The sequence below is a fragment of the Brucella daejeonensis genome (assembly GCF_014199265.1).
GTDB classification, from domain to species: Bacteria; Pseudomonadota; Alphaproteobacteria; order Rhizobiales; family Rhizobiaceae; genus Brucella; species Brucella daejeonensis.
In genome coordinates this window covers 1-13,594 of the sequence record NZ_JACIJG010000018.1, presented here as the reverse complement: position 1 = coordinate 13,594, position 13,594 = coordinate 1, and the positions used below count along the sequence as shown (strand labels likewise).

The following is a 13,594-nucleotide window of genomic DNA, read 5'->3' as shown; positions in this document are numbered from 1 at the left end:
CGCCTCCCAATTCACAGAAAGTGCCAGCAAGTTATTTCGGTGTCGTTAAGCGAGAGAACGCATCGTCGGAATTGGCACAAAGGGACCAGCGATCGTCGAGTTGGTTGCGGAACCATGTAGACTGCCGCTTTGCATATTGCCGTGTGGCAATAACTGAACGTTCTATAGCTTCCTCTCGCGACATCGAACCTTCCAGAAACGCCGAGATTTCCCGCACGCCGATTGCCTTCATCGCCGGAAGCGTTGGATCGAGATCGAGCGCCAACAACGCCTTGACCTCATCAATGGCGCCATTGTCCCACATCAGTGCAAAACGCCTCGCGATCCGCTCGGCAAGCCAAGCCCTCTCGGGCAGGAGAACAACCTTGCGCGCGGAGGCTTCGTCCACCAGCGGGCGTCCCTGCGTCTTCTGCCACGCGAGCAGAGATTTCCCCGTACCTTCCATAACTTCGAGCGCCCGGACGATGCGCTGGCTGTCCGAAGGAAACAGCATTGCCGCCATTTCCGGATCGCGCTCAACGAGAAGCTGATGAAGACGCTCCGGCCCGTCCATCTGCATCCGGTCTCGCCAATAGGCGCGGACATTCTCCGGCACTGTCGGCATTTGCGACAGGCCACCCAGAAGCGCGCGAAAATAAAGTCCCGTACCGCCGACGAAAATCGGCGTCCGCCCCTTCACCTCGGGCCGAGACAGGAGATCGGCCACATCCTCCAGCCACCGTCCCGTCGAATAGGATATCGATGGAGAGACATGACCGTAGAGATGGTGCTCCGCTGCCGCAAGATCGGCTTTGCCGGGCCTTGCCGTCAGAAGGTCGAGAATGTCGTAAACCTGCATGGAATCGGTATTGACTATGAAGCCGCCAGTCTCATTGGCCATACGAATGGCAAGTGCCGACTTGCCGCTGGCCGTTGGGCCAGCTATCAGGATTGCATTCGTGACCGCATCCTCACTCATCGCCGGAACTGCTCTCCATGTCTCAACAGGTTTCTCTCGTCGCTACCTTGATCGCCAATCCCGCGAAAGCCTCGCTTGCACCGACGCTGGGGATTAAAGCGTCAGCGGCAGCGAATGCAACCGGCCTTTACTGGCTTGCCGACGGTATCGCCTGCGATATCGCGCTTCCATCGGGGATCGACGCGGAAGAAGCAGGCCACCTGTTGCGCGCTTCACTTGATGGCGCTCCCATCGACGTGGTCGTGCAGGAACAGGAGCGGCGGCGCAAGAAAATTCTGATTGCTGACATGGATTCCACCATGATCCAGCAGGAATGCATCGATGAACTGGCGGAAGAAGCGGGGCTGCGGGAACACGTGGCGGCGATCACCGCACGCGCCATGAATGGTGAAATCGCCTTCGAGCCAGCCCTGCGCGAACGGGTTGCCTTGCTCAAGGGCTTGCCGCTTTCCGTGATCGATAAAGTCATTTCGACCCGTATCACATTGATGCCCGGCGGCCCGGAACTTGTCCGCACCATGCGCAAATTCGGTTCTTATACCGCTCTTGTCTCGGGCGGCTTTACGTCTTTCACCCATCGCATAGCGGAGATGATCGGCTTCAACGAGGAACGCGCCAACAGGCTGGTAGATGATGGCACGCATCTGACAGGCGAGGTCACGGAACCCATTCTCGGCCGCGAAGCAAAGGTCGAAAAACTGGTGGAGGTCGCAGACCGACTTGGCCTGACACCTGAAGACGCTATCGCAGTTGGCGACGGAGCGAACGATCTTGGCATGATCCAACTCGCGGGGACCGGCGTTGCCCTTCATGCAAAACCGGCTGTTGCGGCACAAGCCAAGGTGCGGATCGACCACGGCGATCTGACTGCTCTCCTCTATATTCAGGGTTACCGGAAAACGGACTTTGTGGAGTAAATTACATGGCTTGGCCAGCCGCCCACCCGGAAGACCAGGCCCACTGGAAATTATACCCGCCGAGCCAGCCGGTGACATCCACCACCTCGCCGATGAAGAAAAGGCCGGGAACCGATTTGGCTTCCATGGTTCTGGAATCGAGATCACGCGTATCGACGCCGCCAAGTGTAACTTCCGCCGTGCGATAGCCTTCCGACCCCGCAGGCTTGATGCGCCAGTCGTTTATCGCAACCTCTACCCGACGGAACATCTTGTCCGACATATCGGCCAGATGTCCCGCTGCGCCAATATCTTCCGCCACGGTCTGCGCGAGTTTCTTCGGCAGGTGAAGCGCCAGCGCGGTCTGTAGTGCCTGCTTGCCATTTAGCTTGCGCTGCTCCCGCAGCGCCTCGAATATGTCGGTGTCCGGCAGCATGGCAACACGGATTTCATCTCCCTCGCGCCAATAGGAGGAAATCTGCAGGATCGAAGGGCCGCTGATGCCGCGATGGGTAAAAAGCATTGCCTCGGCAAATTTCGTCTTGCCGCAGGCGACGACAGCATCGACCGCAACGCCCGCCAGGGGCTTCAGCCGTTCCAGCGTGTTGGGTTCGAATGTCAGTGGCACCAATGCTGGCCGTGTTTCAACGACCCGTAAGCCGAATTGTGCAGCGATATCGTAACCGAAACCCGTTGCGCCCATTTTAGGAATTGACTTCCCCCCGCACGCAACGACCAGCGACCGACAACGTACGGGTCCACCCGACAATTGCAGCGTAAAACCATCCGGGGTTTTCTCAACCCTTTCGACACTGCACGCGAGCTTCAGGCGAGCGCCGTATCGCTTCATCTGGCTCAGAAGCATCTCGATGATCTGTAAGGCCGAGCCATCGCAAAAAAGCTGCCCCAATGTCTTTTCATGGTAGGCAATGCGATGCTGCTCGACCAGTGCAATGAAATCACGCTGCGTGTAGCGGCTGAGAGCAGAAATACAGAAATGCGGATTTTGCGAGAGATAATTCTTCGGGCCTGCGTGGATGTTGGTGAAATTGCAGCGCCCTCCGCCCGATATGCGAATCTTTTCGCCTGCTGCCTTCGCGTGGTCTACCACCAACACCGAACGCCCGCGTTTTGCAGCTTCGGTGGCACACATCATGCCCGCCGCGCCTGCGCCAATAATCGCAATATCGACTGTTTCCAACTCACCTTACTCCAAATGGCGCCGGTCCATACCATACTCCGCGCATGTGAAACAGAAGGCGCCTTCTGTCGCAGCCGCGTCAGAAGTAAAACTTGAATCTTTTTCGTAGATTGCGGCGCCAAGCGATTCAAATCGCAACGAAAACGGCACCGTGGAATTCTCCGCGATGCCGCTCTGCCGGCAATCTCAATGATGGGTCAATTGATCCGGACGGTTACGAAACGCAGTTCGCCCGAACGGGAAGCAAGCATCAGAAGCGCGTTCTTGCGTCCTTGACGACGTAGAGCGTCGATGCGCTTCTTCACGTCATCGGGCGTCTTCACCGTCACCTGCCCGATATCGACAATCACATCGCCGGTTTCAATACGCTTTTCGCCAGCGGCGGAACCGGGAGAGACATAAAGGATCGCAACCCCTTCCACGTCTTCGGCGATACCGAACTCACCACGGACATCGTCATTCAATTCGCTGAGCTTCATTCCGAGAACGCTCGGAGCCGCATCGCTCTTCTGCTCCTTTTTCGGCGTATCGGGCGTTTGCATATCTCCCCCGCCATCCTCCCCTTCCGGGAGCGGAACCTGATCTTCCGTCGTGGCTTCGCTGCTCTTGTCGTCCTCGACCAGACGGCCAAGCTTGACCTTTACGGTCTTTTCCTCGCCCTGGCGAACGACAACGATCTCGACTTCCTTGCCAACCGGGCTTTCGGCAACGAGCCGCGGCAGGTCACGAGCCGCGTCGACCGGCTTGCCCTCATAACGGATCACGACGTCGCCTGCTTCGATAGCCTTGTTGTCGACGCCGGAATTTTCAATCAGTCCGGCAATCAGCGCACCTTTGGCTTCCTTGAGTCCCAGGCTCTGTGCGATATCTTCCGTCACCGGCTGGATGCGCACACCAAGCCAGCCTCGGCGAACCTCTCCGAACTCCTTGAGCTGATCGATGACGCCGGCCGCCATTTCCGTCGGGATGGCGAAGCCGATACCGATGGAGCCGCCCGACGGGGAAATGATCGCCGTATTGATGCCGATAACCTTGCCATCCATATCGAACAGCGGACCGCCCGAATTACCCCGGTTTATGGCTGCGTCGGTTTGAATGAAGTCGTCATACGGGCCGGAATTGATATCGCGCTTGCGCGCTGAAATGATGCCTGCGGTCACCGTTCCGCCAAGGCCGAACGGATTGCCAATGGCCAGAACCCAGTCGCCGATGCGCGCATTTTCCGAATTTCCGAACTGCACTGCCTTCAGCTTGTGTCTGGACGGATCGACCTTGAGGACGGCCAGATCGGTTTTTGTGTCCTTGCCGACCAGTTCGGCCTTCAGCTTGGAACCATCGTTGAAGTTGACTTCGATTTCATCGGCATCGGCAATAACGTGATTGTTGGTAACGACAAACCCCTTCTCCGCGTCGATAACGAAGCCGGAGCCAAGCGACTGGACCTTGCGCGATTCATCACCCTGCGCTCCGTTCTGATCGCCGAAGAAATCCTTGAAATATTCCTGGAACGGAGAGCCTTCCGGCACCTGCGGCATGGGCACGGCACCATCGCCCTCGCCGTCTTCCTTGACGGTCTGAGAGGTCGATATGTTCACAACCGCATCAAGCAGCCCTTCCGCCAGATTGGCAACCGAGGCTGGCCCCTGTGCGGCAATTGCCGGAGGCGTCCCCACCGACAGAGCGCCAGTGACGGTCATCGCCCCCAAAGCCACGGTTGCGAAAAGGGTGCGAGCAAATCCCGCCTTTGGTGCGATTGCCATGAAGCCCTGCTCCGTTCCTGTCTGCTTGCACTCGTTTGACATGCAATAAATTGCTGCAAAATACGGCCTGTTTACGGCTCAGCATAGATTACAGGCAAGAAATAACGGATGGAACGCCGCTTATCCCCTGACAAGCCAGACAATGCCCACGCCGATGGCAAGCGCCGCGATTCCCGCGACACGCAACGCGCTTTCCGGCGCTTCGCTCGCCTCCCGGGCAAGCTTCTTGGCCAGATAAGGAAAGCCGCCGTAGAGCAGCCCTTCGATAACGAAGAGAAGACCTACGGCGGCTAGAAAATCGCTCATGAGCGTTTGACCCGGAGTTACTGGGCCGGGGTAGCCAGCTTGCCGCCAGCATCACGGAAGAACTTGAAGAACTCCGAGTCCGGCGAAAGAACCAGTGTCGTATCCGGAGTTTGAAGTGCTTCGCGATAAGCGGACATCGAGCGGTAGAAAGCGAAGAATCCGGGATCCTTGCTTGCGGAGCGCGCGAAGATTTCACTGCGCTGCGCGTCGCCCTCCCCGCGAAGGATTTCCGATTCCTTGCGCGCTTCGGCAAGCGTTTCCACAACCTGACGGTCGGCAACGGCACGAATACGCTGGGCAGCTTCACGTCCGCGTGCACGCAGCCGTTCTGCTTCGGCAAGGCGTTCCGCCTTCATGCGGTCATAGGTCTGCTGTGAGACTTCCGCAGTCAGATCGGTACGACGAATGCGTACATCCGCGATGGTCAGACCGAGCGAGGTCGCATCGGGACGAAGCTGGTCACGCACCTCGCGCATCATGTCGCCGCGCTCTTCCGAAAGAGCGGCTTCGAAACCGCGCTGACCGTAAACGCTACGCAGCGATGCATCGAGACGTGTGCGCAGGCGCTGTTCGGCAAGAAGCGTGCTGCCCGATACCGTTTGACGGAACTTGCGGGCATCGGTGATGCGATAGACCAGAAACGCATCCACATCATAAAACTTGCCGCCGGAAACCTGAACGCGGATATCGTCCAGATCGAAGCGCAGCAGACGGTCATCGATCATCTGCACCGTATCGGCATCGAGGAAGCCGAAGGGCAGTTTGAAATAGATGCCCGGTTCCGTCTTCACATCAACAATCTGACCGAAGCGGAGCACGATGGCCTGCTGGCGCTCGGATACGATGAACGTGGCGGAGTAAATCAGGAAAACGATAACGGCAATGATGCCGCCAATGATCGGGAGCCTGTTCTGAGCCATTACTGGTTACCTCCGCTCGGAGTCGTCTGGGTCGCATTAACACCGGAGCGCGGCTGCTGGCGCATGAGTTCGTTCAGCGGCAGATAAGGCACGACATCCTTTCCGGGTTCGACGATGACTTTCTTGGTGCTCTTCAGCACCTGTTCCATTGTTTCAAGGAACAGACGGTTGCGCGTTACTTCCGGCGCCTTCTCGTATTCACTCATAACCGAGCTGAAACGCTGCGCCTCACCTTCCGCGTCCTGAACGACGCGATTCTTGTAAGCGGCTGCTTCTTCGCGAAGCTGTGCGGCTTCACCGCGAGCCTGACCGAGCTTCTGGTTCGAATACTGGTTTGATTCCTCTACAAAACGGTCCTCATCCTGTTCGGCACGCTGCACCTCGTCGAAGGCATCGGCCACTTCGCGTGGCGGCGAGGCATCTTCGATGGAAACCGCATTGACCTGGATACCGGTCTTATAAGTGTCGAGCGTCTGCTGAACAATGTCGCGAACACTCGCTGCGATTGCCGAACGGTTATCACGGAAAACATCCTGCGCCGGACGACGACCGACGATCTCGCGGATCGCGCTTTCAGACACCTGCTGGACCATGGCATCAGGGCTGTCGACGTTGAAAAGATAGGCGCGCGGATCGGAAACACGGTAGAGGACCGAGAACTGCACATTGACGATATTCTGGTCGCCCGTCAGCATAAGCCCCTGCGTCGCGGTCCGGGAGCCCTGTCCGCCAATATTGATCTGCTTTTCGACGATCTGCGCCTTTTCATAGGTTTCAATCGGCCACCAATGGAAATGCAGGCCCGGCCCGGACACTTCGTCTTTCGGCTTTCCGAAACGCAATTCAACTGCGAGTTCGTCCGGCTGCACGGTATAGACCGACTGAAAAACCCAAAAGCCCAAAATCGCAGCGCCGATGAGAAAAAGAACGCCGCGATTGCTGCCGCTCTTGCCGCCACCGCCGGGAAAAACCCGCTTCAGCCGGTCCTGTCCCTTGCGCAGGATGTCTTCAAGATCGGGTGGTGTATTCTGGCCGCCGCCACGTGGCCCCTTCGGTCCTTGTCCCCAAGGGCCGCCATTATTGTTGTTATTATCGCCGCCGCCGCCCCAAGGGCCGCCACCACCATTCTGATTACTCCAGGGCATCCTCACCTCTCGTGCAGGTGACGGGAAAGCGAGTTGCCCACTCCCGTCATCAACTAATGTTTCCGTTTTATAGGCATCGGGAAGTCCGCTTTCAACGCGAAGACGCTAAAATTCGTGAACTATGCTTTACGCAACACGCTTTTCGTACACCATATAGCGCGTTGGGTGACTGTCTTTCTCTCCGGCTGGCACGTCCTCCTGCGAAACGACATGCCAGAGCTGCGGATCGAGTTCGGGGAAATGTGTGTCGCCGTCAACCTCGGCCAGGATGCGAGTCAGGTGAATGCGATCGACAAAAGGCAAAGCCTGCGCATAAACCTTGCCCCCGCCGATCACACAGATTTCCGCAACGCCCGCTTCAACCGCAAGCTCCCGCCCAAGCTTAACTGCTTCCTCCAGGGACCCGGCGATCTTCGCCCCGGAAGCCTCAAAATCCTTGTCCCTCGTCACCACGATATTGGGTCGCCCCGGCAGGGGACGCCCGATGGATTCCCAGGTCCGCCGCCCCATGATGACCGGCTTGCCGAACGTCAGGGCCTTGAAGCGCTTGAGATCCGTGGATAGCCGCCACGGCATGTCGTTATCGCGCCCGATGACCCCATTTTCGGCGGCGGCGACAATGATGGAAACGACAGGTTTTTCTTCAGACATGGTGCGCCTCAAACAGCGATCGGTGCTTTGATCGTCGGATCGGCCTCATATCCGTCGAGCCGGAAATCCTCGAAACGGAAGGCAAAAAGGTCCTTTACCTCAGGATTGATCCACATTGTCGGCAGTTTCTTTGGTGTTCGGGAAAGCTGTAGCCGCGCCTGCTCGAAATGATTGGCGTAGATATGGGCATCGCCCAGCGTGTGGACGAATTCTCCCGGCTTCAGACCGGCAACCTGCGCGATCATCATTGTCAGCAAAGCGTAGGACGCAATGTTGAACGGAACACCCAGAAAAATATCCGCCGAACGCTGATAAAGCTGGCAGGACAGTTTTCCGTCCGCGACATAGAACTGGAAAAGGCAATGACATGGCGGCAGGGCCATTTCATCGACCAGAGCCGGGTTCCATGCCGAGACGATCAGACGTCTCGAATCGGGATTTCCATGCAGCATCTTCAGGAGATTTGCGATCTGGTCGATATGGCGCCCGTCGGGCGTCGGCCATGATCTCCACTGATAGCCATAAACCGGACCGAGCTCGCCGTTCTCATCCGCCCATTCATCCCAGATCGAGACACCGTTGTCTTTCAGATAGCCGATATTCGTATCGCCTTTCAGAAACCACAGAAGCTCATGGATGATCGAGCGAAGATGGAGCTTCTTGGTCGTCAGGACCGGAAACCCCTCCTCCAGATTGAAGCGCATCTGATATCCGAAAACCGACCGTGTACCGGTCCCGGTGCGGTCGCCACGGTCTACGCCGTTATCGAGCACATGCTGGAGGAGATCGAGATAAGTGCGCATGGGGCTTGTCCGGAACCGATTCGTCTTGGGGCTACTATAAAGAAAAACCCCGGTGGGGAGCACCGGGGTTTTGGATTCTGGAATTCTCTGTGGATCAAAGGCTGGCGAGTTTGCCCAGCTGCTTTGCGACCAGATAATAGAAGGTGACGCGGTTCTTGTTGCGATCGCCTTTCATGACTTCAGCAACATGCGCGACCACTTCGTCGCCCTTGGCTTCATCGTCAACACCGAGCTTCTTGGCCACCCAGTTGGTGCGGACGCGCTTCATTTCTTCCGGGTCCGTTGCCGAAACGAGCGAGGAATCGCGATTGCGCAGCGCAATGCCCAGATGCTTGACGATCTTGTCGACTGCAGCTTCGTCGGCAGCAGCATCGTAGCGACGAACATCCGCGAGATATTCACTCATATGTCCACTCTCCTTCAATTGGGGTGCCTTGCCCCGTTTCAGCTCACGGAAACCGGCTCAGTCGAAATTTCGCTTGCCGCCCCCGATATGTTGGTAGGCCCGATATGTTGGTAGGATTGACCAGCAAAAGCGCACTGTCAATGGAAAATGAACGCAAAACGCGAGTGCTGGTATATCAGCAAAACCCGTTAAAATCTGCACGCCCTCTTCCAATCGGAAGGAACCACGCCTATATACCGCATGTCGGCGCAAGCTGACTATGGTGATAAATGGACGGTGTAATAAACCCATTGGACCCGGGGGCGGTACCCGGCGCCTCCACCAGAATACAGATTGTCGATGCCGATATCGGTTGCCGGTTTGTGTTGTGGCGGGGGCGAAACAGGATCGACAAGGGTGTAAAGATCGCTCTTTTACTCGGCATGATACCACCGTTATCGGGTCAATTGAGTAGTTGCAAATGACAACAAAGCTCAGGGTTACGCTCTCGCTGCCTAATGGCGGTGCGGGAAACCCACTCTAAGCCCTTGGGGTTAGCACCTTAAGGCGGGGTTCGGAGGCACCTGGCAACAGAAGCCTCCACTTCGTTTCCTTGCCATTAACAGATTGTTTTTTCGTCATTTTTGTTTTCCAGCTTTCAGACGTTTTACAGTTTCGTTCTGTTTACGTTTCTGGAAGTCCATCAAAATGGCTTTTCCGCCCATCTTACGATCCGCATAACGGCTGTATCGCTCGACCATTTGAGGGCTCATTCCGACAGCATCGCAAATCTGTGGAACGCTGAAACCGGCTTGCCGTAACCTGATGACGGCGTTGGCGCGCAAACCATGCCAAACAACGTTATCAATAGTTGGCTGGTCTTTTCTGGCTTCTTTGAGCCATTTCCACATAAGATTGGTAGTGAAGGGTTTGCCGTTGTCCTGATATAGGAAAGGCCCCGGTCGCTTCTCCCACTTCGCCATTTCGGCTTCAAGCTCTGGAAAGATCGGGCACCATGGCCGAACGCCGGTCTTTTTCTGTGGAAGACTAAAGCCGCCGTCATCAATATCGGTCCAACCGAGCCGCACGACATCGCTTATGCGTTGGCCGGTGTAGCGGGCTAGCACATACGCCCGCCTGAGCATTCCGGCGAAGTGCTCGTCTGCAAAGGCAAGTTGTTCCGGCGTCCAAGGCTTATGACCCTCGCCCTGCTGAAAATGAGCGACACCTTGCGTAGGATCACGGCTAAGCAGTTCTCGCGGGCCGCTGGCCCACCGGCACATAGCCCGCAACGCATCGAGCAGATTGTTGGCCGCGCCGGGAGTTTTTGCGCCTATTTTTTCGACAAGTGCTTGCACATGAGATGGTCGGAGAGCATCGGCTTGCAGATCGCCCCAGACCTTGCGGACGATGCGCAGCTGACGGCGATATTGCTCTAAGGTACTGTCGGCCAACTTACGCGGAAGCCCCGGCCAGGCTTCCTGATAAGCGTCGATCAGTGCACCCATTGTGCCATCAACTACAGGACCAGTAATACCTTGTGCCTGCCGAACAGCTATCCAAAATTCGGGTGACTGAGGGTCGTTGGGAAGCTTCACCCGCTCGCCAACGTGGCTTGTGCCTCGACCAAGCTGATAATAGAAATACTCGCGACCGCGAGAGACAACGCGATGAACACCCTTTGGCAGCGATACCGTGGCTGACTTACGTGGCTTGCGCGACATTTTTGACACCCTCCATAAATGGATCAATTGTCACGTCACATGATGTGTCAGCCTCAAGCAAAGCCTGCACCTGCAACCAGCTCCAACGCACCGCTCCGCCAATCCTGACGGGCCGAGGAAGCAAGCCGCGCCGGACGTAATCGTCAACCGTTGATTCGCCTATGTCGAGTTCGATAGCTAGGCGCGCTCTCGACACATAGGATGGTGGACGGTCACCCAGACGGATTTCTGCGGTTTGGGTCGAAATAGATTGGCGCTTTGCCATCATGTTCACCTCTTCGCTTTCCGAGGCTGGTCAAAACCATCGCTCTCGATCTGGTCTAAGGCGTCGGTCGCGTCGCCGAGTTTGTCTCGTGCGACCGACAGAGCCAAAAAACAGGCTCCCAACACATGATTTTGATGCGCACTGTCACTGGCCGTGAACATATCAACGCTCAACTTTGCCAGATCGATGAGCGCAAGCGCTTCATATGCGCCCTCAGCGGCGCGTGTGAGTTCCGCTGGCGTAATCATGCTGCACCACCTTCACCGCTATAGAAGTAATAGGCAGCACGAAGGAGGCGCTCTATCCTTGGCTCAAGCCCAAGACTCTCTACACCTTCTTTGATAGCGAACCGAAGGGCCTCAAGTGCACCCTCCTGCGTAATCGCAGGACGATTCCAATTATTAAGAATATCCATCGGCGGACCATAGGTTTTCTCTATAAGCCCCTCCTCCCCGCCGTATTTTTCAAAATCATTAGGATGCACTGCATCATAGGCCGCACATCCATCCAGATATGCGGATATGGCGTCCAAAATCGGATCGGAGACAGATGGGCTTGCGCCCGTCGCATTATTGGTGTTATTTTGCGTTCGCATTAGATGACCTTTCCTAAAGGTTGGAAAAGCCGACGCGGGTTCCTACGCCGCTGCGTCGGCTTTTTTCATTTCGATGAATGCACGGTTCAGGTGATAAACAATCTCGGCGTTCATCGAGCGTTGGTTTTCTTTTGCTCGTTGCTGAATGATTTCGCGCATGCCTTCCGGCAGTCGAACATTCACGCCTTCTCTTGAAATCCTGTCTTTTTTCATTTTCCCTTAACCCGATTATGGCACGATGCCATATTTAAATACATGGCACGATGCCATATTGTCAGTCAAGGCGAATATGGCATCGTGCCAGCTAATCCGGATTCATTATGGCGAAAAGTTCCTCACCCGCAGCCGACCTCGATAAAGTAATTGTTCGTCTTCCAGACGGGATGAGAGACCAACTCAAAAGCGAAGCAAAAGAAAATAACCGCTCGTTAAACGCTGAAATCGTTGCCCGGCTGGAACGCTATTCTGATGAGATTGATATACGCAAGAAGCAACGCGCCACTATCGATCAACTATGGGCGCACCTCGGACACATTGAACAGAACAAAAACTTCTATAGAGATTTACTTGTGCTCGAGAGGCGGAACAGCGCTCACATTTCCATTATATTAGATATGCTGGTCGATCTTATCTATAAAGAAGAAGATAAAATTCCGGACAACTTAATACACCTTGCTGCAAAAATTACCGTATTAATGCACAGAGCCGATGGAACGGAAACACCCCTGCCGGATATTACCCTAGCTGACATAAGGGCTATGGACGAATGGGACCTGCTGCCCGCCGAACTATATGTTCCGGATTAAGTGGCCAGATTGGCCACTTGGAGATAATCACTAGCACTTAACGAACAAATATCCTTTGGGGGGATACAATGGAATGGACCTGCGATTATTGCGAAACAACGCAACTTTCATCTAGTGAAAATTACTCTAAAATCGTGACGAAGCTTTACATTGGGCACACCGACAAAGGTGAGCTCGCGAGTATGCAAGAATCACTGAGGTGTCTTAATAAAAAATGTCATAAGCTTACTTTTAAAGTGGCCATTGGTCATTATAAGGCACTAAATTCACATTCTATAGGATTGATTGATTACGCTGGCGGCAAATGGCAATTATTACCTGAGGGAACGGCAAAGCCATTACCCTCGTATATTCCTGTACCGATAGTTGAAGACTATACCGAAGCCTGTCTCATCCGTGATAAAAGTCCAAAAGCTTCTGCAACACTTTCTCGAAGATGTCTCCAAGGAATGATCCGGGATTTTTGCGGCATTTCCGAGAAGCGCCTAATTGACGAGATTAAAAAACTTGATGACTTGGTCAACGAAGGGAAAGCGCCAAGAGGCGTAACTGGCGAAACCATTGATGCTCTTCATGCGGTCAGAAAAATCGGTAATATTGGTGCTCATATGGAAGGTGACATCAACGTAATTATTGATGTTGAGCCGAATGAAGCGGAAGCTCTCATTCAACTTCTAGAGATACTTTTCCAAGATTGGTACATTGCTAGAAATGATCGCGAAGAGCGTTTAAAGCGGATTACTGAAATCGCAAGTGTCAAGGATGCTGCAAAAGCGGCACCAGCCGCCAAAACCGAACCCGATTCAATCAATGAAACCGTGAAGCCAGCTCCGGCAAAATCGGCTCCCGGGAAAACGATACTTAACATTTAATGCGTGCGCCCATCTAGCTACCGAAATAGCGCCGAGTGAAGTTTGCCGTTGCAAAACGCAATAAATCGTCCCATATAGGAATCAACAAGACCCGCCACGCCTCGGGCAGAGCTTCGGCTTTGTACTGCGCACCCCGGCGGGTTTCTTTTTATCTGGGCTTGACCAATTTGAAGTTCACGAAACCTTCCCTCTCCATTACAGAGCAGATCGAGCGTAACGGCCCGATTGCTACCACCTGTTGAAGCAAGACCTCGTGACGTAAGACACGTCTTTAGCGGCGTCGTTAATGACGTGTCTTGAGATTGAG

17 protein-coding genes and 1 other RNA gene are annotated in these 13,594 nt (G+C 55.1%); 4 read left to right on the top strand and 14 right to left on the bottom strand.

Annotated elements, in window-relative coordinates; genetic code table 11:
- Positions 1-31 precede the first annotated feature (31 nt).
- Positions 32-958 (bottom strand): tRNA (adenosine(37)-N6)-dimethylallyltransferase MiaA, encoded by a 927-nt coding sequence (gene miaA, locus FHS76_RS18120; RefSeq protein WP_183656126.1) that lies wholly within the window; start codon positions 956-958, stop codon positions 32-34.
- A gap of 17 nt (positions 959-975) precedes the next feature.
- Between miaA and serB the strand changes: the two genes are divergently transcribed.
- Positions 976-1,875, top strand: coding sequence for a phosphoserine phosphatase SerB (gene serB, locus FHS76_RS18115; protein ID WP_183656124.1), 900 nt, complete (start codon positions 976-978; stop codon positions 1,873-1,875).
- Between the two features lies 1 nt (position 1,876).
- On the opposite strand, the gene FHS76_RS18110 is transcribed toward serB, so the two are convergent.
- From FHS76_RS18110 to FHS76_RS18075, 8 genes are all read right to left on the bottom strand, one after another.
- Positions 1,877-3,055, bottom strand: coding sequence for a BaiN/RdsA family NAD(P)/FAD-dependent oxidoreductase (locus tag FHS76_RS18110; RefSeq protein ID WP_183656120.1), 1,179 nt, complete (start codon positions 3,053-3,055; stop codon positions 1,877-1,879).
- Positions 3,056-3,252: 197 nt separating this feature from the next.
- A complete protein-coding gene (locus tag FHS76_RS18105; protein ID WP_183656117.1) occupies positions 3,253-4,815 on the bottom strand; it encodes a Do family serine endopeptidase in 1,563 nt (520 codons plus the stop codon).
- Positions 4,816-4,935: 120 nt separating this feature from the next.
- Entirely contained in the window at positions 4,936-5,121 is a 186-nt protein-coding gene (locus tag FHS76_RS18100; protein ID WP_183656114.1) for a DUF2065 domain-containing protein, read from the bottom strand.
- A gap of 17 nt (positions 5,122-5,138) precedes the next feature.
- A complete protein-coding gene (gene hflC / locus FHS76_RS18095; RefSeq protein ID WP_183656110.1) occupies positions 5,139-6,041 on the bottom strand; it encodes a protease modulator HflC in 903 nt (300 codons plus the stop codon).
- The gene (hflK, locus tag FHS76_RS18090; protein ID WP_183656107.1) at positions 6,041-7,186 is read right to left on the bottom strand and encodes an FtsH protease activity modulator HflK; all 1,146 of its coding nucleotides are present in this window, start codon (positions 7,184-7,186) and stop codon (positions 6,041-6,043) included. The genes hflC and hflK overlap by 1 nt, the downstream gene beginning before the upstream one ends.
- Positions 7,187-7,312: 126 nt before the next feature.
- Entirely contained in the window at positions 7,313-7,837 is a 525-nt protein-coding gene (locus FHS76_RS18085) for a dihydrofolate reductase (RefSeq protein WP_183656104.1), read from the bottom strand.
- Between the two features lie 8 nt (positions 7,838-7,845).
- The gene (locus FHS76_RS18080; RefSeq protein ID WP_183656101.1) at positions 7,846-8,640 is read right to left on the bottom strand and encodes a thymidylate synthase; all 795 of its coding nucleotides are present in this window, start codon (positions 8,638-8,640) and stop codon (positions 7,846-7,848) included.
- 94 nt (positions 8,641-8,734) lie between these two features.
- Entirely contained in the window at positions 8,735-9,046 is a 312-nt protein-coding gene (locus tag FHS76_RS18075) for a DUF2853 family protein (protein WP_183656098.1), read from the bottom strand.
- Positions 9,047-9,249: 203 nt separating this feature from the next.
- Here FHS76_RS18075 and ssrA point away from each other — a divergent pair.
- Positions 9,250-9,630: a transfer-messenger RNA gene (gene ssrA, locus FHS76_RS18070) on the top strand.
- Between the two features lie 33 nt (positions 9,631-9,663).
- Here the strand turns inward: ssrA and FHS76_RS18065 are convergent.
- Genes FHS76_RS18065 through FHS76_RS18045 form a run of 5 tightly spaced genes read right to left on the bottom strand, consistent with a single transcriptional unit; the run spans position 9,664 to position 11,822 of the window.
- The gene (locus FHS76_RS18065; protein WP_183656095.1) at positions 9,664-10,749 is read right to left on the bottom strand and encodes a tyrosine-type recombinase/integrase; all 1,086 of its coding nucleotides are present in this window, start codon (positions 10,747-10,749) and stop codon (positions 9,664-9,666) included.
- Entirely contained in the window at positions 10,730-11,017 is a 288-nt protein-coding gene (locus FHS76_RS18060; protein ID WP_210306164.1) for a helix-turn-helix transcriptional regulator, read from the bottom strand. The genes FHS76_RS18065 and FHS76_RS18060 overlap by 20 nt, the downstream gene beginning before the upstream one ends.
- Before the next feature lie 2 nt (positions 11,018-11,019).
- Entirely contained in the window at positions 11,020-11,262 is a 243-nt protein-coding gene (locus FHS76_RS18055; protein WP_183656092.1) for a hypothetical protein, read from the bottom strand.
- The gene (locus FHS76_RS18050) at positions 11,259-11,609 is read right to left on the bottom strand and encodes a hypothetical protein (protein ID WP_183656088.1); all 351 of its coding nucleotides are present in this window, start codon (positions 11,607-11,609) and stop codon (positions 11,259-11,261) included. Before FHS76_RS18050 ends, FHS76_RS18055 begins: the two co-directional genes overlap by 4 nt.
- Before the next feature lie 42 nt (positions 11,610-11,651).
- Positions 11,652-11,822 carry an Arc family DNA-binding protein gene (locus FHS76_RS18045; protein ID WP_183656085.1) on the bottom strand — a complete coding sequence of 57 codons (171 nt, stop codon included), beginning with the start codon at positions 11,820-11,822 and terminating at the stop codon, positions 11,652-11,654.
- Between the two features lie 107 nt (positions 11,823-11,929).
- On the opposite strand from FHS76_RS18045, the gene FHS76_RS18040 reads away from it, so the two are divergent.
- Positions 11,930-12,415 carry an Arc family DNA-binding protein gene (locus FHS76_RS18040; protein ID WP_183656082.1) on the top strand — a complete coding sequence of 162 codons (486 nt, stop codon included), beginning with the start codon at positions 11,930-11,932 and terminating at the stop codon, positions 12,413-12,415.
- A gap of 68 nt (positions 12,416-12,483) precedes the next feature.
- Positions 12,484-13,287: a DUF4145 domain-containing protein gene (locus FHS76_RS18035; protein WP_183656079.1), complete on the top strand. Its 804-nt coding sequence runs from the start codon at positions 12,484-12,486 to the stop codon at positions 13,285-13,287.
- Positions 13,288-13,594 lie beyond the last annotated feature (307 nt).